Raw genomic sequence first — 22,579 nt, 5'->3', positions numbered from 1 at the left:
AGCCCTTGTATCTGTTTGAAAGCCTGAATCAGCTGATTCAAAATTACCTGCCGGAAGAGCAAATCAAGCGTCTTCGGCAGGCATATCTCGTTGCACGTGACGCTCACGAGGGCCAGACACGTTCAAGCGGTGAACCCTATATCACGCACCCGGTAGCGGTAGCCTGCATTCTGGCCGAGATGAAACTCGACTATGAAACGCTGATGGCTGCGCTACTGCATGATGTGATTGAAGATACCCCTGCCACCTACCAGGATATGGAGCAGCTCTTTGGCAAAAGCGTTGCTGAGCTGGTAGAGGGGGTATCGAAACTTGATAAGCTCAAGTTCCGCGATAAGAAAGAGGCGCAGGCCGAAAACTTTCGCAAAATGATTATGGCGATGGTGCAGGACATCCGCGTCATCCTGATCAAACTTGCCGACCGCACGCACAACATGCGCACCCTGGGCTCACTCCGCCCGGATAAACGCCGCCGCATTGCCCGCGAAACGCTGGAGATCTACAGCCCGCTGGCCCACCGTTTAGGTATCCACCACATCAAAACCGAGCTCGAAGAGCTGGGCTTTGAAGCGCTGTATCCCAACCGCTATCGCGTCATCAAAGAAGTCGTCAAAGCGGCGCGCGGCAACCGTAAAGAGATGATTCAAAAGATCCTCTCTGAAATCGAAGGGCGTTTACAGGAAGCGGGAATCCCCTGTCGCGTCAGCGGTCGCGAGAAGCATCTGTACTCCATCTACTGCAAAATGGTGCTGAAAGAGCAGCGTTTTCACTCGATTATGGATATCTACGCCTTCCGCGTGATTGTGCATGATTCTGACACCTGCTACCGCGTGCTTGGCCAGATGCATAGCCTTTACAAGCCTCGTCCTGGCCGGATGAAAGATTACATCGCCATTCCCAAGGCGAACGGCTATCAATCTTTGCACACCTCGATGATCGGCCCTCACGGCGTCCCGGTTGAAGTACAAATTCGTACCGAAGACATGGATCAGATGGCAGAAATGGGGGTTGCGGCACACTGGGCATATAAAGAGCACGGCGGCGAAAGCAGCACCACCGCACAAATCCGCGCGCAGCGCTGGATGCAGAGCCTGCTGGAGCTGCAGCAAAGCGCAGGCAGCTCGTTTGAATTTATCGAGAGCGTCAAATCCGATCTGTTCCCGGATGAGATTTACGTTTTCACCCCGGAAGGGCGTATTGTCGAACTCCCCGCTGGCGCCACGCCGGTGGATTTCGCCTACGCGGTGCATACCGATATCGGCCATGCCTGCGTTGGCGCACGCGTCGACCGCCAGCCGTATCCATTGTCCCAGTCGCTCTCCAGCGGCCAGACGGTGGAAATTATCACCGCACCGGGCGCACGTCCGAATGCCGCGTGGCTGAATTTTGTCGTCAGCTCAAAAGCGCGCGCCAAAATTCGCCAGCTGTTGAAAAACCTTAAGCGCGATGACTCCGTCAGCCTGGGCCGCCGTCTGCTCAACCATGCCCTGGGCGGCAGCCGTAAACTGGCTGAAATCCCGCAGGAGAGCATTCAGCGCGAACTGGAACGCATGAAGCTGGCCAGCCTTGACGATCTGCTGGCGGAAATTGGCCTCGGCAACGCGATGAGCGTCGTGGTAGCCAAAAACCTGCAACAGGGCGAGACCGTCACCGCACCGGCGCAGGGTGCCTCTTCAGGCCACGGTCATCTGCCGATTAAAGGCGCTGACGGCGTGCTGATTACCTTTGCGAAGTGCTGCCGTCCGATTCCCGGCGACCCGATTATCGCCCACGTCAGCCCCGGCAAAGGCCTGGTCATTCACCATGAGTCCTGCCGTAACATTCGTGGCTATCAGAAAGAGCCAGAGAAGTTTATGGCCGTCGAGTGGGATAAAGAGACCGCGCAGGAATTTATCACCGAAATTAAGGTGGATATGTTTAACCACCAGGGTGCACTGGCGAACCTCACCGCGGCCATTAACACCGCCTCTTCCAATATTCAGAGTCTGAATACCGAAGAAAAAGATGGTCGCGTGTACAGCGCGTTTATCCGCCTGACGGCGCGCGATCGCGTCCATCTGGCGAATATTATGCGCAAAATTCGCGTTATGCCGGATGTAATTAAAGTCACCCGTAACCGAAACTAACCTTGTGCGCAAAATCATTTGCGTTTTGCACCGTACCGGTCCCGAAGGGCCGTGCAGTCAGCCGGATCGCGCGGCGAGCGAATGAATTACCCGGCCCGTACAGGAATACGTAGCCGGGGTAATGAGTACGGCTAACGCCGAGGCAATTTGAAGGATGAAGTGTTTATGAATCCACAGCGTTATGCGCGTATCTGCGAGATGCTCGCCAGGCGCCAGCCTGACCTGACGGTCTGCATGGAGCAGGTCCATAAACCTCATAACGTCTCTGCGGTGATTCGTACCGCAGACGCCGTTGGCGTGCATGAAGTCCACGCCATCTGGCCCAGTAGCCGCATGCGTACGATGGCCTCTGCCGCCGCCGGCAGCAATAGCTGGGTGCAGGTTAAAACCCACCGCTCGATTGACGATGCCGTCAGCCATTTAAAGGGCCAGGGCATGCAGATCCTGGCCACTCACCTCTCTGACAAAGCCGTCGATTTCCGCGAAATCGACTATACCCGCCCAACCTGCATCCTGATGGGTCAGGAAAAAACCGGAATTACCCAGCAAGCCCTGGCGCTGGCCGATCGGGACATCATCATTCCGATGACTGGCATGGTGCAGTCGTTGAATGTCTCCGTCGCCTCGGCTCTGATTCTGTATGAAGCCCAGCGCCAACGGCAAAATGCGGGGATGTATAAGCGTGAGAACAGCATGCTGCCGGAAGAAGAACAGCAGCGCCTGCTGTTTGAAGGCGGGTATCCGGTACTGGCCAGAGTGGCAAAACAAAAAGGTCTGCCTTACCCCTACGTGAATGCGCAGGGCGAAGTCGAAGCCGATGACGCGTGGTGGGCAACCATGCAGGCTTCTGGTTCCGCTCACAGCAGCACGCGGGACAACCGTGCCGGAGCAGGCCAGACAAGACGCAGTCTGAAGGATGAAGGGTAAATGGCCGGTCGCCTGTTAGATGCTGTCCCGCTCAATTCGCTCACCGGCGTTGGAGCGGCACAAAGCAACAAACTGGCGAAAATCGGCCTGCATACCGTGCAGGATCTCCTTCTGCACCTGCCGCTACGCTATGAAGACCGCACCCATCTTTACCAGATAGGCGAGCTGCTGCCGGGCGTTTACGCCACCGTTGAGGGTGAAGTTCTCAGTAGCAACATCACCTTCGGCGGCCGCCGAATGATGACCTGCCAGATCAGCGACGGTTCCGGTATTCTCACCATGCGCTTTTTCAACTTCAACGCCGCCATGAAAAACAGCCTGGCGACCGGCCGCCGCGTGCTGGCCTACGGAGAAGCCAAACGGGGAAAATACGGGGCGGAGATGATTCACCCGGAATATCGCGTGCAGGGTGACATGAGCACACCCGATCTACAGGAAACGCTGACGCCGGTTTACCCCACCACCGAAGGCATCAAGCAGGCGACGCTGCGCAAGCTCACCGATCAGGCGCTGGAATTACTGGATACCTGCGCCATCGCCGAGCTGTTGCCGCCCGAACTGGCGCAGGGAATGATGAGCCTGCCGGAGGCGCTACGCACATTACACCGTCCGCCGCCGTCGCTGCAGCTCAGTGACCTGGAAAGCGGTAAGCATCCGGCGCAACAGCGCTTAATTCTGGAAGAACTGCTGGCGCATAACCTGAGCATGCTGGCGCTTCGCGCCGGCGCCCAGCGTTATCATGCCCTGGCGCTCGGCGCAAACGACACATTCAAAAACCAGCTGCTGGCCTCCCTGCCCTTTAAGCCAACCGGCGCACAACAGCGAGTCACCGCCGAAATTGAACGCGATATGGCGCTCGATGTGCCGATGATGCGTCTGGTACAGGGCGACGTCGGCTCTGGTAAAACGTTGGTTGCCGCCCTCGCAGCGCTGCGGGCGATCGCTCACGGCAAACAGGTAGCGCTGATGGCGCCAACCGAACTGCTGGCGGAACAACACGCCAATAACTTCCGCCAGTGGTTCGCGCCGCTGGGCATCGAAGTGGGCTGGCTGGCCGGCAAACAGAAAGGGAAAGCCCGCCAGGCACAGCAGGAGGCCATCGCCAGCGGCCAGGTACAGATGATCGTCGGCACCCACGCCATTTTTCAGGAACAGGTGCAGTTCAACGGTCTGGCGCTGGTGATTATTGATGAGCAGCACCGCTTCGGCGTCCACCAGCGTCTGGCGCTGTGGGAAAAAGGCCAGCAGCAGGGCTTCCATCCCCATCAGCTGATCATGACCGCCACCCCGATTCCACGAACCCTGGCGATGACCGCCTACGCCGATCTTGATACCTCAGTTATCGACGAATTGCCGCCGGGCCGAACGCCGGTCACCACGGTGGCCATCCCCGATACCCGTCGCCACGATATTATCGATAGGGTTCGCAACGCCTGTACTCAGGAAGGGCGTCAGGCCTACTGGGTCTGCACCCTGATCGAAGAGTCCGATCTGCTGGAAGCGCAGGCGGCAGAAGCGACATGGGAAGAGCTTAAGCTCGCGCTGCCGGAGCTGAATATCGGCCTCGTGCATGGCCGGATGAAACCGGCAGATAAACAGGCGGTTATGCAGGCCTTCAAGCAGGGCGAACTGCACCTGCTGATCGCCACCACGGTCATTGAGGTCGGGGTCGACGTACCGAATGCCAGCCTGATGATTATCGAGAACCCGGAACGTCTGGGGCTGGCGCAGTTGCACCAGCTCAGAGGACGCGTCGGGCGCGGCGCGGTCGCTTCCCACTGCGTGCTACTCTATAAATCACCGCTGTCAAAAACGGCGCAGAAACGCCTGCAGGTTCTGCGCGACAGCAACGACGGTTTCGTTATTGCCCAGAAAGACCTGGAAATCCGCGGCCCCGGCGAGCTACTCGGTACCCGACAAACCGGCACCGCCGAGTTTAAAGTCGCCGATCTGCTGCGCGATCAGGCGATGATCCCGGACGTTCAGCGCATCGCTCGTCATATTCACGAACGTTATTCTCAGCAGGCCCAGGCGCTTATTGAACGCTGGATGCCGGAAACCGAACGCTATTCCAACGCCTAGCGTCCGCTCTGTCCCGCAGGGCCAGAGCAGGATGCTGCGCGCAATTTATCTTCACAACGAGTGGATTATGAAACGAGAACTGGCCATCGAATTTTCGCGTGTCACCGAGGCTGCCGCGCTGGCAGGCTATAAATGGCTGGGCCGCGGCGATAAAAATACCGCCGACGGCGCCGCCGTCAACGCCATGCGCATTATGCTCAACCTGATTAATATCGACGGCACCATCGTAATTGGCGAAGGTGAAATCGATGAAGCGCCGATGCTGTATATCGGTGAGAAGGTCGGCACCGGCAACGGTGATGCGGTGGATATCGCCGTTGACCCTATCGAAGGGACGCGCATGACGGCCATGGGCCAGGCCAATGCGCTGGCGGTGATGGCGGTCGGCGATAAAGGCTGCTTCCTGAACGCGCCGGACATGTACATGGAAAAACTGATTGTCGGTCCAGGGGCAAAAGGGGCGATTGACCTCAATCTGCCGCTGGCGGAGAACCTGCGTAATGTCGCAGCGGCGCTGAATAAACCGCTGGCCGAGCTGACCGTCACCATTCTGGCCAAACCGCGTCATGATGCGGTGATTGCCGAACTCCAGCAGTCGGGCGTTCGCGTCTTCGCCATTCCGGATGGCGATGTGGCAGCGTCGATTCTGACCTGCATGCCGGACAGCGAAGTAGACGTCCTGTATGGCATCGGCGGCGCCCCGGAAGGGGTGGTTTCCGCCGCGGTGATCCGCGCTCTGGATGGCGACATGCAGGGTCGCCTGCTGGCTCGTCACGATGTCAAAGGCGATACCGCAGAAAATCGTCGTATCGGCGAGAACGAGCTGGCGCGTTGCAAAGAGATGGGCATCGAAGCGGGCAAAGTGCTGCGCCTGGACGAAATGGCCCGTAGTGATAATGTGGTGTTCTCCGCAACCGGTATTACCAAAGGCGATCTGCTCGATGGCATTACCCGTAAGGGCAATATGGCCACCACCGAAACGCTGCTGATTCGCGGTAAATCCCGTACGATTCGCCGTATTCAGTCCATTCATTATCTCGACCGTAAAGACCCGGATATCCAGCTGCACATTCTGTAAACATCCGATCGCCCGTGCGGAATGCACGCTGGCGCCAGGCCCAGGGACGGGCCGAAAACGGATGCCGCCAACCCACAGGCAATTGAAGTATGACGGGAATATTTGATCAATAGAGCTTTTCGGCGCCGTCAGGCTGGAAATCTTTGCCGCGTGCAACGAAGATAAGGCAACGCTTTGCGCAACGGGAGAAGATGATGGCGGACTGGGTTAGCGGTAAAGTAAAAAAAATAGAGTTCTGGACTGATACGCTGTTCAGTTTGTACGTCCACGCGCCCGTTCACCCGTTTACCGCCGGGCAATTTACCAAGCTCGGACTGGAAATTGACGGTGAGCGCGTTCAGCGCGCCTATTCCTACGTTAACGCGCCGGGCAATCCCGATCTGGAATTCTATCTGGTCACCGTCCCGGACGGTAAGCTCAGTCCACGCCTTGCGGCGCTCAAACCGGGCGATGACGTTCAGCTGGTCAGCGAAGCCGCGGGATTCTTCGTTCTGGAAGAGGTGCCTGACTGCGAAACCTTATGGATGCTGGCGACCGGCACCGCGCTCGGCCCGTATCTGTCAATTCTGCAGGAAGGTAAAGACCTTGAGCGCTTCAAAAACCTGGTGCTGGTCCATGCCGTGCGCTATGAGGCCGATTTAAGCTACCTGCCGCTAATGCGCGAATTAGAACAGCGCTATGGCGGAAAGCTGCGGATTCAGACCGTCGTGAGCCGTGAAACCGCCGCCGGTTCGCTGACCGGACGGATTCCGTTTCTTATCGACACCGGCGCCCTGGAAGAGGCCGTTGGCCTGCCGATGAACGCCGATACCAGCCACGTGATGCTGTGTGGAAACCCGCAGATGGTGCGTGATACCCAGCAGCTGTTGAAAGAAACCCGGCAGATGACCAAACATTTGCGCCGCCGCCCGGGCCACATGACCGCCGAGCAATACTGGTAATCAGGTCTCCGCCTTCCAGCGAACATCCTGCGTATCTTTACCAAATTTATTCTCGCCCTGGGTGCCGACAAATGCGCCCAGGTCGATGAACATCATGACGATAATCAGCGTCGGCACAAACCGCCCGACAACCCATTGCCAGACGCCCGGCAGCACCGACCAGTTCCCCGCCAGCAGCATCCACGCCAGAATCATCAGCAGCGCCCAGAGCCCCGATTTACCGCGATCGTGCAGGCGTTTGATCGTCACCGCCGCCGTCGGCCACAGCAGGCACACCAGGATAAACGCGGCGGTCTGCACATTGAGCAAATGGGTGCCGGCCAGGGTAAAGAGCGCGCTCATGGCAAGAACCCAGATGGCCATCCAGATCCAGAAATCACGGCGCCCGATACGCCCCTTAATTGAGAACATCCACTGCTGTAGGGTCATGTTTTATTCCTTATCATCATCATTCGCGTAGTTTACCCTGAAGCCGTCACTTTTTGACAAGCGCGACGGTTCCCGTTTTAATCGTCTGCAGGCAAAAAAAGGAAAGACCGGCATGAAGACGTGGATGACTGTATGTTTTATTGGGCTGACGGCCATATCCGTCGGCCCGAAGGCGTTGTCCGCGGTGCCCGAATCCTCCGCCACCGCCCCTTATCTGCTGGCGGGCGCCCCTACCTTTGATATGTCTATCAGCGACTTTCGGGAAAAATTCAATGCGCAGAATCCGAAGCTGCAGCTGAATGAATTTCGCGCCATTGCCTCCAGCCGCGACAGGGAAAATCTGACCCGTGCGGCGAGCAAAATTAATGAAAATCTCTACGCCTCCACGGCGCTGGAGCGCGGTACTCTGAAAATAAAATCGATGCAGGTGACCTGGCTACCTATTCAGGGGCCCGAGCAGAAAGCGGCGAAGGCCAAAGCGCAGGAGTATATGAGCGCCGTGTTACGCATATTCGCGCCCACCTTAAGCGTGGCTCAGAGCCAGCAAAAACTGCAGAAACTGCTCGCCGCCGGCAAGGGAAAACGTTACTTCGCTGAAACGGAAGGTGCGATACGTTATGTTGTCGCAGACAACGGTGAAAAAGGACTGACCTTCGCTGTTGAACCGATTAAGCTGGCGCTATCTGAAACGCTGGAGAGCAATAATAAATGACAAAAAGCAAAGCCTTTCCAACGATGAATCTCTATACTGTTTGACAGACCATGCTGCCCTGACGGGTGGCTATATTCCTTAATTCGCTTAACGTAGCGTGGAGAATTAAAATGCGACATCCTTTAGTGATGGGTAACTGGAAACTGAACGGCAGCCGCCACATGGTAAACGAACTGGTTGCTAACCTGCGTACCGAACTGGCTGGCGTTTCTGGCTGTGCCGTTGCAATCGCTCCGCCAGAAATGTACATCGATCTGGCTAAGCATGCGGCAGAAGGTAGCCACATTCACCTGGGCGCGCAGAACGTTGACCTGAACCTGTCCGGCGCATTCACCGGTGAAACCTCGGCTCAAATGCTGAAAGATGTCGGTGCTGAATACATCATCATCGGTCACTCTGAGCGTCGTACTTACCACAACGAGTCTGACGAGTTCATCGCTAAGAAATTCGCGGTTCTGAAAGAACAGGGTCTGATTCCGGTTCTGTGCATCGGCGAAACTGAAGCAGAAAACGAAGCGGGCAAAACGGAAGAAGTGTGCGCACGTCAGATCGACGCCGTTCTGAAAACTCAGGGCGCTGCGGCATTCGAAGGCGTGGTTATCGCTTACGAACCTGTCTGGGCAATCGGCACCGGCAAATCGGCGACTCCGGCACAGGCTCAGGCCGTGCACAAATTCATTCGCGATCACATTGCGAAAGCAGACGCGAAAGTGGCTGAGCAGGTCATCATCCAGTACGGCGGTTCCGTTAACGCTTCTAACGCAGCAGAACTGTTCACCCAGCCGGACATCGACGGCGCGCTGGTTGGCGGCGCCTCCCTGAAAGCAGACGCTTTCGCGGTGATCGTTAAAGCAGCTGAAGCAGCGAAAAAAGCGTAACCTGCACTCATCCCGGCCCCGGCGGCGCACCGCTTACCGGGGTGAAGGGATAGCGCAATACGAGGAGCCCGGACAACGCGCGCAGGCGCCGCATCCGGGCTTTTTTATGCCGCTACAATTTCCCCAACGCGTGATACCACAGATAGTCCAGCGGCAGCAGAATCAAATAGCTCACCGCCGCCAGCACGATACACAGCAGCATTCCCGCCCGCGCCGGCACTTTGCCTAGCCCCATCGCCACGACAATCGGCGACGCCTGATACGGCAGCAGCGGCGTGGAATAGCCCAATACCTGAATCATAATCACGCTTAGCAGCGGGAAACCGGTGGCATCGGAAAAGCTCTGCGCAAAAGTGGTGTACAGCGCGGGGACGCCGTTAGCGGTCATAATAAAGTTCAGGGCGCTGGTCATGCCGGTTAATGCCAGGAAACTGGTGAACGGACTCTCTTTGTCGAGCGGCATCACCTGCAGCAGCGCATTGCCGACCACCTCGCCGATCCCCGTTTGGGTGACGGTAATCGCCAGTCCGAGGATCCCGGCGACGTAAATGCAGGTGCGTATATTCACACCGCTGGAGAACTCCTCCCCGCTGATAAAGCCAACCCGCGGCAGCAGCGTGACGACTGCGGCTGCCAGTCCCGTCCAGGCGGGCCCGATACCATGCCAGCTTTCGCTCACCCACAGCACCAGCACTACGGCCAGCAGCCAGGCCAGGCGCTTCTCGTCCCGACTCATCGGCGGAAGCGGCGTCAGTTCGCGCGGCGGATGCGGCTTGCCCGGGAACAGCCAGCAAATCAGAGCAATTAAGATCCCCCCCTTCAGCCAGCCCAGCACCGGCGTGTGCAGCAGCAAGTACGGCAGGTAATTAAGGTGGATCCCGTACGAACCTTCGGCGGCGCCGCTCATCACCAGGTTCGGGACGTTGGCGGGCAGAATGGTCGCCGACAGCTGAAAGGTCCCAAACCCCACCGCCAGCGCCAGCCCATACCAGGCCCGCGTGCCGTCTGCGATACCGGCCCGCTTCGCCATCGCCGCCACGATGGGCATCAGCAGCGCGATGCGCCCCATATTCGACGGCATCACGAAGGCCAGCGCATAGCTGAGTAGCACGACGCTACCCACCATCAACGGCCAGGAGTCCGTCAGTCGCGCCGATAGCGCCCGCGCCGCTCTGTCCGCCAGTCCGGTTTTACGAATCGCAATCCCGAGGACGAAGCCGCTGAATACCAGCCAGAATGCTGACGAGGCAAACCCGCCAAAGATCGTTTCCGGCGGCGCAATTTTGGCGATCATCGCCGCCGCGAAAAACAGCAGCGCGGTCATAAACTCCGGCAACAGCGAGGTCGCCCACAGCAGAATGGTTATCGCGATAATCAGCGAGGGAAGGAACAGAGGGTGAGAAAACCAGAGCGACATGCCTGTCTCCTGTCGTTTTTTCAGCAAGAATACGATCGGGGGCGAGGCAGGTAAACCTATCAAAAAATAGCCAGCCATGCGGGAACCCGCATGGCTCAGCAATAAAGGTTATTTCAGGATCGAGCAGCGATGATCCTGAATCTCTTCCGCAGAGGCACGATTCAGGGTCAGCAGGTTGCGCTCGGTCGCCAGCAGCACCAGCGAGCCATCGCTCTGTTTCGCCAGCGCCAGCGCAAAGCGCCCCATATGTTCACGCGCCTCCGGCACCTCTTCCGCCAGCATCAGAAACGGGCTACGCTGCGCCAGTTCGGACTCAGTCACTCGCCGCGCGAGATATTCATGGCCGAGCAAACCACCGGGAAGCGGCAGCCATCGGCTGCTGATGGCGGCGGTATCGTTATCCAGCCGGGCACGCACATCTTCGCGTAGGCAGGAGATATGAATATGGAAATGGTTTTGCGTGCGTCCGCTACGGGAGTTAATGGCTAATGACACGGCGCTATCCGGTATTGCCAAACCGCGGCGTTCACTCATGATGTCGCGTCCCTGCCATGCCTGCCAGAAGAAGTTCGGCGTTAACGGGTCGAGCAGCAGCGGGCTCTCGGTGCCGTTAATTCGGTACGTCGGCATCAGCAAATACTGCAAGGGTCCGTTACGATCTTTAAACAGCACGTAGCCGCCCTGCAGATTAACGTCGGCACACGGCGAGGGAGTTTGGTGCTGCTGTTGATTAGGAACGCATTGCTGCAAAACAATCTGTCGCAGCGCGTCAGGGTTACCGGAATGCAGCCAGTACCAGCCGCCGGCCGCCGCTGCCAGCACAAGCACCGGCAGCAGCCATAAAAGGTATCGTACTCTTCTCATCATCTTTTCCTGTCCAGCCAGAAACGGAAGAGTAGCGTAGTTTGATGACTAAATAAAAACGCCCGGCTATTTAACCGGGCGTTCGGAACGATTAACGCTGACTGATTTGATCGAAAGTGCCGCCGTTTGAGAAGTGCTCTTTCTGGGCCTTAGTCCAGCCACCAAACTCCTGGTCGATGGTAAACAGCTTCAGTTTCGGGAACTCATCGGCATATTTCTTCGCCACTGCCGGGTCACGTGGGCGGTAGAAGTTCTTCGCCGCAATCTCTTGGCCTTCCGGCGAGTAGAGATACTTCAGGTAAGCTTCAGCCACCTGGCGGGTGCCTTTTTTATCGACCACTTTATCAACCACGGAGACGGTCGGTTCAGCAAGAATCGATTCGCTCGGAGTCACAATTTCAAACTTATCTTTGCCCAGCTCGTTCGCCGCCAGCAGCGCTTCGTTCTCCCACGCAATCAGCACATCGCCGATCCCGCGTTCAACAAAGGTATTGGTCGAACCGCGCGCGCCGGAATCCAGCACTTCGACGTTCTTATACAGCGCCTTCACAAACTCCTGGGCTTTTGCCTGGTCGCCGTGATTCTGGTGCAGGGCATAGCCCCAGGCGGCCAGGTAGTTCCAGCGTGCGCCGCCGGAGCTTTTCGGGTTTGGCGTAATCACCGACACACCCGGTTTAATCAGATCGTTCCAGTCATGAATCTGTTTTGGGTTGCCTTTACGCACCAGGAACACGATGGTGGAGGTATACGGCGCGGAGTTATCCGGCAGACGTTTCAGCCAGTTTTTATCGATACGGCCGCGTTCAGCGATCGCATCAACATCGTAGGCCAGCGCCAGCGTCACGACATCGGCTTCGATACCGTTGATCACCGACGTCGCCTGTTTGCCGGAGCCGCCATGCGACTGGCGAATCACCACATTGTCGCCGGTTTCTTGTTTCCAGTGCGCGCTGAATGCCTTGTTGTACTGTTCGTACAGCTCGCGCGTTGGATCATAAGATACGTTTAATAACTGAATGTCTTTGGCCAAAACGCTGGCGGATGCCAGCAACAGAGTTAACCCAACGCCCCACTTGTTCATCGCACCGCTCTCTTTATGTCGTGTTGTGATGAGTTAAGCGTGCCAGAAAGCGAAACAATGATTAAAGAATAAAAAAAGATTGGCTATAACTTGTGAGTATATGTAAAGCGGAGGGGAATGCTTACCCTCTCCAGGAGAGGAGAGGGTGAGGGCGAGAGGGTTACACTTCTTCCATGCGACCCAACAGCGCCTGCAGACGATCCTGCCAGCCCTGCAGCTGTTCTCTCAGCTGACCGTTTTCACGCTCCAGCTCTTCACGGCCGTGCTGTGCGCCCTGAACTTCCTGCGCCAGCGTGTTGTTTTTTTCTTTCAGCTCTTCGATTTCCATCTGCAACAGAGTGATGGTATCAATCGCCTGCTGTACTTTTGATTCTAATTTCTCAAACACTTCTAATGACATCGTCATACCTCTCCTGAACTTGCAAGGCGTTGATAGATTACTATCCCGTACACGTCGTCCTTCAAGCTGCTTCTGCGTTAGCGGGTGCTTCCCGAACACTTACCGAAGTAAGCGGCGAGGATTCATTCGCTTGCCGTTTTGACACATCCCGAATGATGTTGTGTACCTACGCGGTGACGCCTTAACGAAAATAAGCGCACTACAGTGGTCATGCAGTCGATTGTATGAATCCCCGCCTTCCCTGTCCAGCGACAACCCGCGCAGATTGCGGTTTGCAACACTTTTCAGTCTTTACCTGGCGCATTCGGCGCGTTTCTGTGGAAGTTATCCTGCAATTGTTAATCAATGGGTTAACAAAATCCGCCGGAAAAGCGGGGCAAATGTGTCACAACACGCGTTTATGGCGCGAAAACGCTCATTTTCTTGACGCAGCACACACATTTATATTTCGATATTTCTCGTTTTTGTTCGTTAACGATAAATTAACACTATGCCTACAAGGCAGCGTGGTCGTCTATGACCTTCATACATACAATAATCACCACTTCGCTTCAGGATTCGATATGAGCCAAACATCAACATTAAAAGGCCAGTGCATCGCAGAGTTCCTCGGTACCGGGTTGTTGATCTTTTTCGGCGTTGGGTGCGTCGCGGCGCTCAAAGTTGCGGGAGCCAGCTTCGGTCAGTGGGAAATCAGCATCATCTGGGGTCTGGGGGTGGCCATGGCTATCTACCTGACCGCGGGCGTATCCGGTGCGCACCTTAACCCGGCGGTCACTATCGCATTGTGGCTGTTTGCCTGCTTCGACGGGCGTAAAGTTGTTCCTTTTATCATTTCTCAATTCGCAGGCGCCTTTTGCGCCGCGGCGTTAGTTTACGGGCTTTACTACAATCTTTTCTTCGATTTCGAACACAGCCACAATATGGTACGCGGTAGCGTCGAAAGTCTTGAGCTGGCCGGTATTTTCTCCACTTACCCGAACCCACACATCAATTTTGTGCAGGCTTTCGCGGTAGAAATGGTGATTACCGCTATCCTGATGGGCGTTATCCTGGCACTGACTGATGACGGCAATGGGATTCCGCGTGGTCCGCTGGCGCCGCTACTAATCGGCCTGTTGATTGCGGTTATCGGCGCATCCATGGGACCGCTGACCGGATTTGCCATGAACCCGGCCCGCGACCTCGGACCAAAAACGTTTGCCTGGCTTGCCGGCTGGGGCGACGTCGCCTTCACCGGCGGTAAAGATATTCCTTATTTCCTGGTGCCGCTGTGCGCACCGGTGGTGGGCGCCGCGCTGGGCGCGTTCAGCTATCGTAAGTTGATCGGCCGCCACCTGCCTTGCGACACCTGCGTCGAGGAAGTGAAAGAGAGCACCTCGACTACGCAACACAACGCTTCGCTGTAATCTGACTACGGGACTCATACTATGACCGACAAAAAATATATCGTTGCGCTCGACCAGGGCACCACCAGCTCCCGAGCCGTTGTGATGGATCACGATGCCAATATCGTCAGCGTTTCTCAGCGAGAATTTGAACAAATTTATCCGCATCCAGGCTGGGTTGAGCATGACCCGATGGAGATCTGGGCGTCGCAAAGCTCCACGCTGGTTGAAGTGCTGGCAAAAGCCGATATTAGCTCCGACGAGATCGCCGCAATCGGGATCACTAACCAACGTGAAACCGCCATTGTGTGGGAGCGCGAAACCGGTAAACCGATCTATAACGCTATCGTCTGGCAGTGCCGTCGTACCGCAGAGATCTGTGAACAGCTCAAACGTGACGGCATGGAAGAGTACATTCGCAAGGCCACCGGCCTGGTGGTTGACCCGTACTTCTCCGGCACCAAAGTAAAATGGATTCTCGATCACGTGGAAGGCGCCCGCGAGCGGGCAAAACGCGGCGAACTGCTGTTCGGAACCGTGGATACCTGGCTGGTGTGGAAAATGACCCAGGGCCGCGTCCACGTGACCGACTACACCAACGCCTCGCGTACCATGCTGTTCAACATCCACGAACTGGACTGGGATGACAAGATGCTGGAGGCGCTGGATATTCCGCGCGCCATGCTGCCGGAAGTGCGCAAGTCTTCCGAGGTATACGGTCAAACCAACATCGGTGGTAAAGGCGGCACGCGTATTCCTATCGCCGGTATCGCCGGTGACCAGCAGGCGGCGCTGTTCGGCCAGCTGTGCGTCAAAGAGGGGATGGCAAAAAACACCTACGGCACCGGCTGCTTTATGCTGATGAATACCGGGGAAAAAGCGGTAACCTCCACGCATGGCCTGCTGACCACGATCGGCTGCGGCCCACGCGGGGAAGTGAACTATGCGCTGGAAGGCGCAGTCTTCATGGCCGGCGCCTCCATTCAGTGGCTGCGCGATGAAATGAAGCTTATCAACGACGCCTTCGATTCCGAATATTTCGCCACTAAAGTGAAAGACACCAACGGCGTGTATGTGGTTCCGGCCTTTACCGGTCTCGGCGCGCCATACTGGGACCCGTATGCGCGCGGCGCCATCTTTGGCCTGACGCGCGGGGTGAACGCCAACCATATTATTCGCGCCACGCTGGAGTCTATCGCCTATCAGACACGCGATGTACTGGAAGCGATGCAGGCAGATTCAGGGATTCGTCTGCACGCCCTGCGCGTCGACGGCGGTGCCGTGGCCAACAACTTCCTGATGCAGTTCCAGTCCGATATTCTGGGTACCCGCGTAGAGCGCCCGGAAGTGCGTGAAGTGACGGCGCTGGGCGCCGCTTACCTCGCAGGTCTGGCCGTTGGCTTCTGGCAAAATCTGGATGAGCTGCAGGAGAAAGCGGTGATTGAGCGCGAGTTCCGCCCGGGTATCGAAACCACCGAGCGTAACTACCGCTACAACGGCTGGAAAAAAGCGGTGAAACGCGCGCTGGCGTGGGAAGAACACGAGTAACCGCGACCACAGGACTGCCCCGGTGACGCTACGCTTACCGTGCCTACAGAGTCAGGATTTTGTAGGCACGGTAAGGCGCAAGCCGCCACCGGGCCACTCATCAGCCAAATATCGGCAGCAGCAGATACAGCTTAATCACCAGCGCATTCACGATATCAATAAAGAACGCGCCGACCATCGGCACCACCAGGAACGCCATATGAGACGGGCCAAAGCGGTCGGTGATTGCCTGCATATTGGCAATCGCCGTCGGCGTCGCCCCGAGACCAAAACCACAGTGCCCGGCCGCCAGCACGGCGGCGTCATAGTTTTTCCCCATCATACGATAGGTCACGAAGACGGCATACAGCGCCATCGCCACCGTCTGGACCGCGAGGATCGCCAGCATCGGCAGCGCCAGCGAAGCCAGTTCCCACAGCTTCAGGCTCATCAGGGCCATGGCAAGGAACAGCGACAGGCTAACGTTGCCCAGCACCGATACCGCACGCTCAAACACGCGATAGAAACCTAACAGCGACAGACCGTTGCTGAGGATCACCCCGATAAACAGTACGCAGACAAAAGTGGGCAGCTCAAAGACGGTGCCGGTCAGCAGTTGCGCAACCACCCTCCCTACCGTCAGGCAGATGGCAATTAAGGCGATGCTCTCAATCAGCACCAGCGAGGTGATCATGCGGCCCATATCCGGTTTTTCGAAGGCGGTAGGCGCCAGCTGATCATCCGGCGTTCCGTCAGGTGAAGAAGAGTGTTTAACCAGATAGCGCGCCACCGGGCCGCCAATCAAACCACCCAGCACCAGACCAAAGGTGGCGCACGCCATTGCGACTTCGGTCGCGTTGGCAAAGCCGTAGCGTTCAACAAACAGCTTACTCCACGCCGCGCCGGTGCCATGGCCGCCAGACAGGGTAATTGAGCCTGCCAGCAGACCCATCAGCGGGTCCAGCCCTAACAGCTTCGCCATCCCGATGCCGAGGGCGTTTTGCAGCAGCAACAGTCCCACCACCACAATCAGGAAGGTGCCCACCACTTTGCCGCCGGCCCGCAGGCTGGAGAGGTTAGCGTTCAGACCGATAGTCGCAAAGAACGCCATCATCAGCGGGTCTTTCAGGCTCATATCAAAGTCAATTTCCCAACCCATGCTCTTTTTCAGCACCAGCAGCGCCAGCGCCACCAGCAGGCCGCCCGCGACGGGTTCAGGGATTGTGTATTTTTTCAGGAAGGGGACATTCTGCACGAGTTGTCTGCCCAACAGCAGCACCAATGTTGCGGCAACGAGCGTCGATAAGGTATCGAGATGAAACATAAAAAGAGCTCCTTAAGGGCGCATGATCCATTCACACGCGTCGGTATTCCCGGTGTCGATTACTTCTCATCTTGAGGAATCGGAGGGGGATTTTAAGCAGAACCGCGCAAAAAATGACAGGAAAAGATATTTTGTTTTGATATTGATGCGATCAAGCATACAAAATGTTAATTAATAACCGACCCCGCTGAGTTGTATAAATATTTCTCAGCAAACGCTGGCAAACGTTTGCTTTTGTACTACAGTCCGATAAAATTCCCGCTTTGCCACCTTGGGATTGTTTGTGATGTCCGTTAACACCGCCGAGTCAGAAGCTGCGCAACCGGTTGCGCATAAAACAACCAGCGAATTAATCTACCGCCTCGAAGACCGCCCGCCGCTGCCGCAAACCCTGTTCGCCGCCTTTCAGCATCTGCTGGCGATGTTTGTCGCGGTCATCACGCCGGCGTTGTTAATCTGTCAGGCGCTGGGCCTCCCGGCTCAGGATACGCAGCACATTATCAGCATGTCGCTGTTCGCTTCCGGCGTGGCATCCATCATTCAGATTAAAGCCTGGGGACCCGTCGGTTCCGGCCTGCTCTCTATTCAGGGCACCAGCTTTAACTTCGTCGCCCCGCTGATTATGGGTGGCACCGCGCTGAAAACCGGTGGCGCCGACGTGCCGACGATGATGGCCGCGCTATTCGGCACCCTGATGCTGGCCAGCTGCACGGAAATGGTTATCTCGCGCGTTCTGCACCTGGCGCGGCGGGTGATTACCCCGCTGGTCTCCGGGGTGGTGGTGATGATTATCGGCCTGTCGCTGATTCAGGTCGGGCTGACCTCCATCGGCGGCGGCTATGCGGCGATGGCCGACCATACCTTCGGCGCGCCGAAAAATCTGCTGCTGGCGGGCATCGTCCTGGCGCTGATCATTATTCTTAACCGCCAGCGCAACCCGTATCTGCGCATCGCGTCGCTGGTTATCGCCATGGCGGCGGGTTACCTGGCGGCCTGGCTGCTGGATATGCTGCCGGCAAATACCGCGCCTGCCAACGATAGCCTGATTACGGTCCCGACCCCGCTCTACTACGGCCTGGGCATCGACTGGAGCCTGCTGCTGCCGCTGATGCTGGTGTTTATGATCACCTCGCTGGAAACCATCGGCGATATCACCGCCACCTCTGACGTGTCGGAGCAGCCGGTCTCCGGTCCGCTGTATATGAAGCGCCTGAAAGGCGGCGTGCTGGCTAACGGCCTGAACTCCTTTGTCTCCGCCGTCTTTAATACCTTCCCGAACTCCTGCTTCGGCCAGAATAACGGCGTGATTCAGTTGACCGGCGTCGCCAGCCGCTATGTCGGCTTCGTGGTGGCGCTGATGCTGATCGTACTGGGCCTGTTCCCGGCAGTCAGCGGCTTTGTCCAGCATATTCCGGAGCCGGTCCTCGGCGGCGCAACGCTGGTGATGTTCGGTACTATCGCCGCTTCCGGGGTGCGCATCGTCTCCCGCGAACCGCTCAACCGCCGCGCGATTCTGATTATCGCCCTGTCGCTGGCAGTGGGCCTCGGCGTTTCCCAGCAGCCGCTGATTCTGCAGTTCGCCCCTGACTGGCTGAAGAACCTGCTCTCCTCTGGCATCGCTGCCGGGGGTATCACCGCCATTGTGCTGAATTTAGTGTTCCCGCCAGAGAAGAATTAAACCCGTATCCCCGATGGCGCATTGCCTGGCGGGGATAACGGCGGAATATCCCGGATGAGGCCTTCACACCGCCCTCCGGGTATGCCTGAATAAAACGTATCTCCCATCACTCTGTCATTCAAATAAACAACTCCTGTCTTGAGGATTGCGCATAAATCGTGCATAACAGCCCTATGTGCACTTCTCAGGATGGAAGATCATGAAATTTATTGGAAAGCTGATTTTGTGGCTCGCGATCGCCCTACTGGTGGTGGTGATTGCCCTCTATTTCCTGCTCCAGACCCACTGGGGTTCACGTCAGGCCAGCGCCTGGCTGAGCGATGGCACCGGCTGGCAGGTTTCCTTCGATGAGATGGAGCACAGCTTCTCTTCCCCTCTTCACCTGCAGCTGCAAAATGTCACTTTCGGACGCGACGGCAAACCGCCGACGCTGGTCGCTAAAGCGGTGGATATTGGCTTCAGCACCCGCCAGTTCAGCGATCCGCTGCACGCCGACGAGATTGTGCTTAGCGACGGGACGTTAAATCTCTCGCCCTCCTCCGCTTCTTTACCCTTTGCCGCCGACCGTCTGCAGTTGCGCAATATGGCGTTTAACAGCCCGGAAACCGGCTGGGCGCTGAGCGCACAGCGCGTTGACGGCGGCGTCAGCCCCTGGGCGCCGGAAGCGGGCAATGTGCTGGGTAAAAAGGCACAGATTCAGATGAGCGCAGGCTCGCTGACCCTCAACGGCGTGGATGCCAGTAACGTGCTGATCCAGGGAAGCCTTGATAATGGCGAAGTAACGTTATCCACGCTGGGCGCCGATATTGCGCGCGGGACGCTGACCGGCAACGCCAAACGCAACGCCGACGGCAGCTGGCTGGTAGATAATCTGCAGCTCAACGAAATTCGCCTGCAGAGCGATAAATCGCTGGCAGAATTCTTCACCCCGCTGACCAGCGTCCCTTCACTGCACATTGGCCGTCTCGACATGACCGACGCCCGTTTGCAGGGGCCGGACTGGGCGGTGACCGATCTCGACCTCAATCTACGCAACCTGACCCTGAGCCAGGGCGGGTGGCAAAGCGATGACGGCACCCTGTCGATGAACGCCAGCGAATTTATTAACGGATCGCTGCATCTGCTTGATCCCATCGCCAATGCCGAATTTTCACCACAGGGTATCGCGCTGCGCCAGTTCACCTCACGCTGGGAAGGCGGGATGGTACGGACTTCTGGCAACTGGCTGCGCGCGGGTAACGCGCTGGTGCTGGACGACACCGCCTTTGCCGGGCTGGAATATACCCTCCCCGCTAACTGGAAACAGCTGTGGATGGAGTCGCTGCCCACGTGGCTGGAAAACCTGACGCTGAAGAAATTCAGCGCCAGCCGCAATCTGGTTATCGATATCGATCCCACATTCCCATGGCAGATCACCGCCCTTGACGGCTACGGCGGCGAACTGCAGCTGGTGAAAGACCATCGCTGGGGCGTGTGGAGCGGTAGCGCAACGCTGAACGCCGCCGCCGCAACCTTTAATCGCATCGACGTTCGCCGGCCATCGCTGAAGCTTAACGCTAATGCCTCAACGCTCAACATCACCGAGCTAAGCGCCTTTACCGAGCGCGGTATCCTGCAGGCCACGGCGGCCGTCTCGCAGCTTCCCCAGCGCCAGGTCACGCTCAGTCTGAACGGTCGCGGCGTACCGCTGAATATTCTGCAGGCCTGGGGCTGGCCCGCCCTGCCGGTTTCCGGCGACGGTAATTTCCAGTTGACCGCCAGCGGCAGCGTGCAGGCCGATGCGCCGCTGAAACCGACAGTTAACGGCCAGCTCAGCGCGGTGAATATGGAGAAACAGCAGGTTGCGCAAGTGATGCGCAACGGCCAGCTAAACAGCGAGCCAGCTCAGCCGATCGCTCCCCCGCCAGCACCGTAATCGCCCTCCGCCCTCTCTCCGCCGGAGAGAGGGTCCCGCTCTGGTCTTCGTCCATCGATCCCTCTTCCACTCCCTCGGGCACGCCTTTCTCGTCAGCGAAACCTGTGTGCATTTTGCGGCTACCTGTACCTATTTCCCGCAACCTGTTTCTTTCAAAGATCGGAATTGCTATAAACAAAATACTGGAAGTAGAGATAACAATTAAAAACCCTATGTAAATATAAAAATAAAGGAACGACTATGTCCGCAATACGTCAACGTATTCTGGAGAATATGCAAAAATTCTCCAGAGCAATGATCGGTGCAGTCCTGTTCTTGCCCGTCATTGGCCTGATTCTGGCACTCAGTTCTGTCTTAACCAACCCTACATTAATTTCTGAAACCAGTTTTTTACATCAGTCAGGACAATTACTCGGCGATACGTTCTGGCCGCTGTTTGGCAATCTTGGATTACTTTTTTGCGTCGGTATTAGTTATGGGCTGGCGAAAGATAAAAAAACAGAAGTCGCCCTGGTTTCAGTGATGTGTTTTATTATGTTTCTGGGCGCTAACCATTCGTGGCTGGAACATATCCACGGCATTGCCGAAAAAATTAATGGCGAATACTACGGCACCGGTCAGACACAACTGCTCGGTTTTGTGGTCGTCGATATGGGGGTGTTCCTCGGCATTATCCTCGGCTGCACCATTGCCTGGGTGCATAACAAAGTCTCGAACATCGAACTGCCCGGCGCGCTGTCAATGTACGGCGGCGCCAAGCTGACCCTGGTAGCCATGACCCCGGTGGTGATTTTCTATGCCATCGCCTTCACCTGGATCTGGCCGTTTATGACCCACGGTATCGGGGCGTTAACCGGATTTATGAAAAACGCCGGCGTGGCGGGGGTTTTCGTTTATGGCTTCTTTGAAAAATTCCTTATCCCCACCGGCCTGCACCATTTCGTCTGGTCGCCGTTCCAGCTCACGCAAATCGGCGGTACGCTAAACGTTGACGGACAGGTGGTTTCCGGTACCCAGGCAATTTTCCTCGCCTATATGCGCCACCCGGATCTGACCCCGGTCATGAACGATGCGCTCCGTTTCTCACAGCAGGGGATGACCACGATTTTCGGCCTCGCTGGCGCATCGCTGGCCTTTTATCACACGGCGAAACCGGAGAAAAAAATGATGGCTAAAGCGATTCTGCTGCCCGCCATTATTACCTCAATGCTCACCGGTATTACGGAGCCGATTGAGTTCACCTTCCTGTTCGTGTCGCCGCTGCTCTGGGTGATTCACGCCACCCTGACCGCCGCGTCACAGGCGATTTGTGACATCTTTACCGTTCGGCCGTGGGGCGCATCCGGGCTTATCGAATTCCTGATTTATAACCTGCCGCTGCCGGTCTCATTAACGCGCTGGCCTGGGTATGTTCTTATCGGTATCGGTCAGTTCGCCGTTTATTACGTTATTTTCCGCACCCTGGTAGTGAAGCTGAATTTAAAAACGCCGGGCCGTGAAGACGACGATAACGTGAAGCTCTACAGCAAAGCTGATTATCGTAAAAAGGTCGGTAATCCGCAGTCGGTGACCGATGAGATTATTAGTGGCCTCGGCGGCAAAGAAAATATTATTTCGGTCGACAACTGTTTCACTCGCCTGCGGGTGGTAATTAAAAATATGGATTTGGTTGATGAGCTCATATTGAAAAGTACCGGTGCCAATGGCGTCGTACGAAATCGTAATGAAGTTCAGGTTATTTATGGCGTCAAAGTGGGGCAGGTACGTTCCCGGGTTGATAGCTGGCTGGCAGAAAATTAATTGGGAGTGATG

General features: G+C 56.8%; 18 protein-coding genes. 12 read left to right on the top strand and 6 right to left on the bottom strand.

Annotated features, from left to right (window positions below; all coding sequences use genetic code 11):
- The first annotated feature begins 5 nt into the window (after positions 1-5).
- From spoT to fpr, 5 genes are all read left to right on the top strand, one after another.
- Positions 6-2,126, top strand: coding sequence for a bifunctional GTP diphosphokinase/guanosine-3',5'-bis pyrophosphate 3'-pyrophosphohydrolase (gene spoT, locus GRPL_RS20510; protein WP_032690255.1), 2,121 nt, complete (start codon positions 6-8; stop codon positions 2,124-2,126).
- 165 nt (positions 2,127-2,291) lie between these two features.
- A complete protein-coding gene (gene trmH / locus GRPL_RS20515) occupies positions 2,292-3,053 on the top strand; it encodes a tRNA (guanosine(18)-2'-O)-methyltransferase TrmH (RefSeq protein ID WP_032690254.1) in 762 nt (253 codons plus the stop codon).
- Positions 3,054-5,135, top strand: a complete 2,082-nt coding sequence (gene recG, locus GRPL_RS20520) for an ATP-dependent DNA helicase RecG (RefSeq protein ID WP_004868972.1) — start codon at positions 3,054-3,056, stop codon at positions 5,133-5,135.
- Positions 5,136-5,202: 67 nt separating this feature from the next.
- Positions 5,203-6,213: a class II fructose-bisphosphatase gene (glpX, locus tag GRPL_RS20525; protein WP_004868975.1), complete on the top strand. Its 1,011-nt coding sequence runs from the start codon at positions 5,203-5,205 to the stop codon at positions 6,211-6,213.
- A gap of 194 nt (positions 6,214-6,407) precedes the next feature.
- Positions 6,408-7,154, top strand: a complete 747-nt coding sequence (fpr, locus tag GRPL_RS20530) for a ferredoxin--NADP(+) reductase (RefSeq protein WP_032698539.1) — start codon at positions 6,408-6,410, stop codon at positions 7,152-7,154.
- Here the strand turns inward: fpr and GRPL_RS20535 are convergent, their stop codons facing one another.
- Positions 7,155-7,583 (bottom strand): DUF805 domain-containing protein, encoded by a 429-nt coding sequence (locus GRPL_RS20535; protein WP_032698538.1) that lies wholly within the window; start codon positions 7,581-7,583, stop codon positions 7,155-7,157.
- 112 nt (positions 7,584-7,695) lie between these two features.
- Between GRPL_RS20535 and GRPL_RS20540 the strand changes: the two genes are divergently transcribed.
- On the top strand, positions 7,696-8,295 hold the full coding sequence (locus GRPL_RS20540; RefSeq protein ID WP_032698536.1) for a DUF1454 family protein: 600 nt from the start codon (positions 7,696-7,698) through the stop codon (positions 8,293-8,295).
- A 110-nt stretch (positions 8,296-8,405) separates the two neighbouring features.
- The gene (tpiA, locus tag GRPL_RS20545; RefSeq protein WP_015585511.1) at positions 8,406-9,173 is read left to right on the top strand and encodes a triose-phosphate isomerase; all 768 of its coding nucleotides are present in this window, start codon (positions 8,406-8,408) and stop codon (positions 9,171-9,173) included.
- Positions 9,174-9,285: 112 nt separating this feature from the next.
- Here the strand turns inward: tpiA and GRPL_RS20550 are convergent, their stop codons facing one another.
- From GRPL_RS20550 to zapB, 4 genes are all read right to left on the bottom strand, one after another.
- A complete protein-coding gene (locus tag GRPL_RS20550) occupies positions 9,286-10,590 on the bottom strand; it encodes an SLC13 family permease (RefSeq protein ID WP_032698534.1) in 1,305 nt (434 codons plus the stop codon).
- 108 nt (positions 10,591-10,698) lie between these two features.
- Positions 10,699-11,454 (bottom strand): CDP-diacylglycerol diphosphatase, encoded by a 756-nt coding sequence (locus GRPL_RS20555; RefSeq protein ID WP_032698532.1) that lies wholly within the window; start codon positions 11,452-11,454, stop codon positions 10,699-10,701.
- A 91-nt stretch (positions 11,455-11,545) separates the two neighbouring features.
- On the bottom strand, positions 11,546-12,535 hold the full coding sequence (locus GRPL_RS20560; protein WP_004868989.1) for a sulfate ABC transporter substrate-binding protein: 990 nt from the start codon (positions 12,533-12,535) through the stop codon (positions 11,546-11,548).
- A gap of 160 nt (positions 12,536-12,695) precedes the next feature.
- Positions 12,696-12,941, bottom strand: a complete 246-nt coding sequence (gene zapB, locus GRPL_RS20565) for a septal ring assembly protein ZapB (RefSeq protein ID WP_086815662.1) — start codon at positions 12,939-12,941, stop codon at positions 12,696-12,698.
- Between the two features lie 557 nt (positions 12,942-13,498).
- Between zapB and GRPL_RS20570 the strand changes: the two genes are divergently transcribed.
- Both GRPL_RS20570 and glpK read left to right on the top strand, forming a co-directional pair.
- Positions 13,499-14,344 (top strand): MIP/aquaporin family protein, encoded by an 846-nt coding sequence (locus tag GRPL_RS20570; RefSeq protein WP_032690247.1) that lies wholly within the window; start codon positions 13,499-13,501, stop codon positions 14,342-14,344.
- A 21-nt stretch (positions 14,345-14,365) separates the two neighbouring features.
- On the top strand, positions 14,366-15,871 hold the full coding sequence (gene glpK, locus GRPL_RS20575) for a glycerol kinase GlpK (protein WP_004868997.1): 1,506 nt from the start codon (positions 14,366-14,368) through the stop codon (positions 15,869-15,871).
- Between the two features lie 100 nt (positions 15,872-15,971).
- Here glpK and gltS read toward each other — a convergent pair whose 3' ends face one another.
- Positions 15,972-17,174 carry a sodium/glutamate symporter gene (gltS, locus tag GRPL_RS20580; RefSeq protein WP_032690246.1) on the bottom strand — a complete coding sequence of 401 codons (1,203 nt, stop codon included), beginning with the start codon at positions 17,172-17,174 and terminating at the stop codon, positions 15,972-15,974.
- Positions 17,175-17,460: 286 nt separating this feature from the next.
- Here gltS and GRPL_RS20585 point away from each other — a divergent pair, with 286 nt between their 5' ends.
- From GRPL_RS20585 to GRPL_RS20595, 3 genes are all read left to right on the top strand, one after another.
- A complete protein-coding gene (locus tag GRPL_RS20585) occupies positions 17,461-18,852 on the top strand; it encodes a nucleobase:cation symporter-2 family protein (protein ID WP_032690245.1) in 1,392 nt (463 codons plus the stop codon).
- 199 nt (positions 18,853-19,051) lie between these two features.
- Positions 19,052-20,767 carry an AsmA family protein gene (locus GRPL_RS20590; RefSeq protein WP_032698530.1) on the top strand — a complete coding sequence of 572 codons (1,716 nt, stop codon included), beginning with the start codon at positions 19,052-19,054 and terminating at the stop codon, positions 20,765-20,767.
- A 240-nt stretch (positions 20,768-21,007) separates the two neighbouring features.
- Positions 21,008-22,567 (top strand): PTS transporter subunit EIIC, encoded by a 1,560-nt coding sequence (locus GRPL_RS20595; RefSeq protein WP_032698528.1) that lies wholly within the window; start codon positions 21,008-21,010, stop codon positions 22,565-22,567.
- Positions 22,568-22,579: the final 12 nt, after the last annotated feature.

Origin of the sequence: Klebsiella planticola ATCC 33531, assembly GCF_000735435.1 — a bacterium.
Lineage (GTDB): Bacteria > Pseudomonadota > Gammaproteobacteria > Enterobacterales > Enterobacteriaceae > Klebsiella > Klebsiella planticola.
Note: the sequence above shows the minus strand (reverse complement) of the source record. Positions and strands in the feature narration are given on the sequence as shown.

Bases quoted from the DNA above. Each gene is read 5' to 3' on its own strand.
- trmH (WP_032690254.1), top strand. From the start codon at position 2,292: ATGAATCCACAGCGTTATGCGCGTATCTGCGAGATGCTCGCCAGGCGC.
- recG (WP_004868972.1), top strand. From the start codon at position 3,054: ATGGCCGGTCGCCTGTTAGATGCTGTCCCGCTCAATTCGCTCACCGGC.
- glpX (WP_004868975.1), top strand. From the start codon at position 5,203: ATGAAACGAGAACTGGCCATCGAATTTTCGCGTGTCACCGAGGCTGCC.
- fpr (WP_032698539.1), top strand. From the start codon at position 6,408: ATGGCGGACTGGGTTAGCGGTAAAGTAAAAAAAATAGAGTTCTGGACT.
- GRPL_RS20535 (WP_032698538.1), bottom strand. From the start codon at position 7,583: ATGACCCTACAGCAGTGGATGTTCTCAATTAAGGGGCGTATCGGGCGC.
- GRPL_RS20540 (WP_032698536.1), top strand. From the start codon at position 7,696: ATGAAGACGTGGATGACTGTATGTTTTATTGGGCTGACGGCCATATCC.
- tpiA (WP_015585511.1), top strand. From the start codon at position 8,406: ATGCGACATCCTTTAGTGATGGGTAACTGGAAACTGAACGGCAGCCGC.
- GRPL_RS20550 (WP_032698534.1), bottom strand. From the start codon at position 10,590: ATGTCGCTCTGGTTTTCTCACCCTCTGTTCCTTCCCTCGCTGATTATC.
- GRPL_RS20555 (WP_032698532.1), bottom strand. From the start codon at position 11,454: ATGAGAAGAGTACGATACCTTTTATGGCTGCTGCCGGTGCTTGTGCTG.
- GRPL_RS20560 (WP_004868989.1), bottom strand. From the start codon at position 12,535: ATGAACAAGTGGGGCGTTGGGTTAACTCTGTTGCTGGCATCCGCCAGC.
- zapB (WP_086815662.1), bottom strand. From the start codon at position 12,941: ATGACGATGTCATTAGAAGTGTTTGAGAAATTAGAATCAAAAGTACAG.
- GRPL_RS20570 (WP_032690247.1), top strand. From the start codon at position 13,499: ATGAGCCAAACATCAACATTAAAAGGCCAGTGCATCGCAGAGTTCCTC.
- glpK (WP_004868997.1), top strand. From the start codon at position 14,366: ATGACCGACAAAAAATATATCGTTGCGCTCGACCAGGGCACCACCAGC.
- gltS (WP_032690246.1), bottom strand. From the start codon at position 17,174: ATGTTTCATCTCGATACCTTATCGACGCTCGTTGCCGCAACATTGGTG.
- GRPL_RS20585 (WP_032690245.1), top strand. From the start codon at position 17,461: ATGTCCGTTAACACCGCCGAGTCAGAAGCTGCGCAACCGGTTGCGCAT.
- GRPL_RS20590 (WP_032698530.1), top strand. From the start codon at position 19,052: ATGAAATTTATTGGAAAGCTGATTTTGTGGCTCGCGATCGCCCTACTG.
- GRPL_RS20595 (WP_032698528.1), top strand. From the start codon at position 21,008: ATGTCCGCAATACGTCAACGTATTCTGGAGAATATGCAAAAATTCTCC.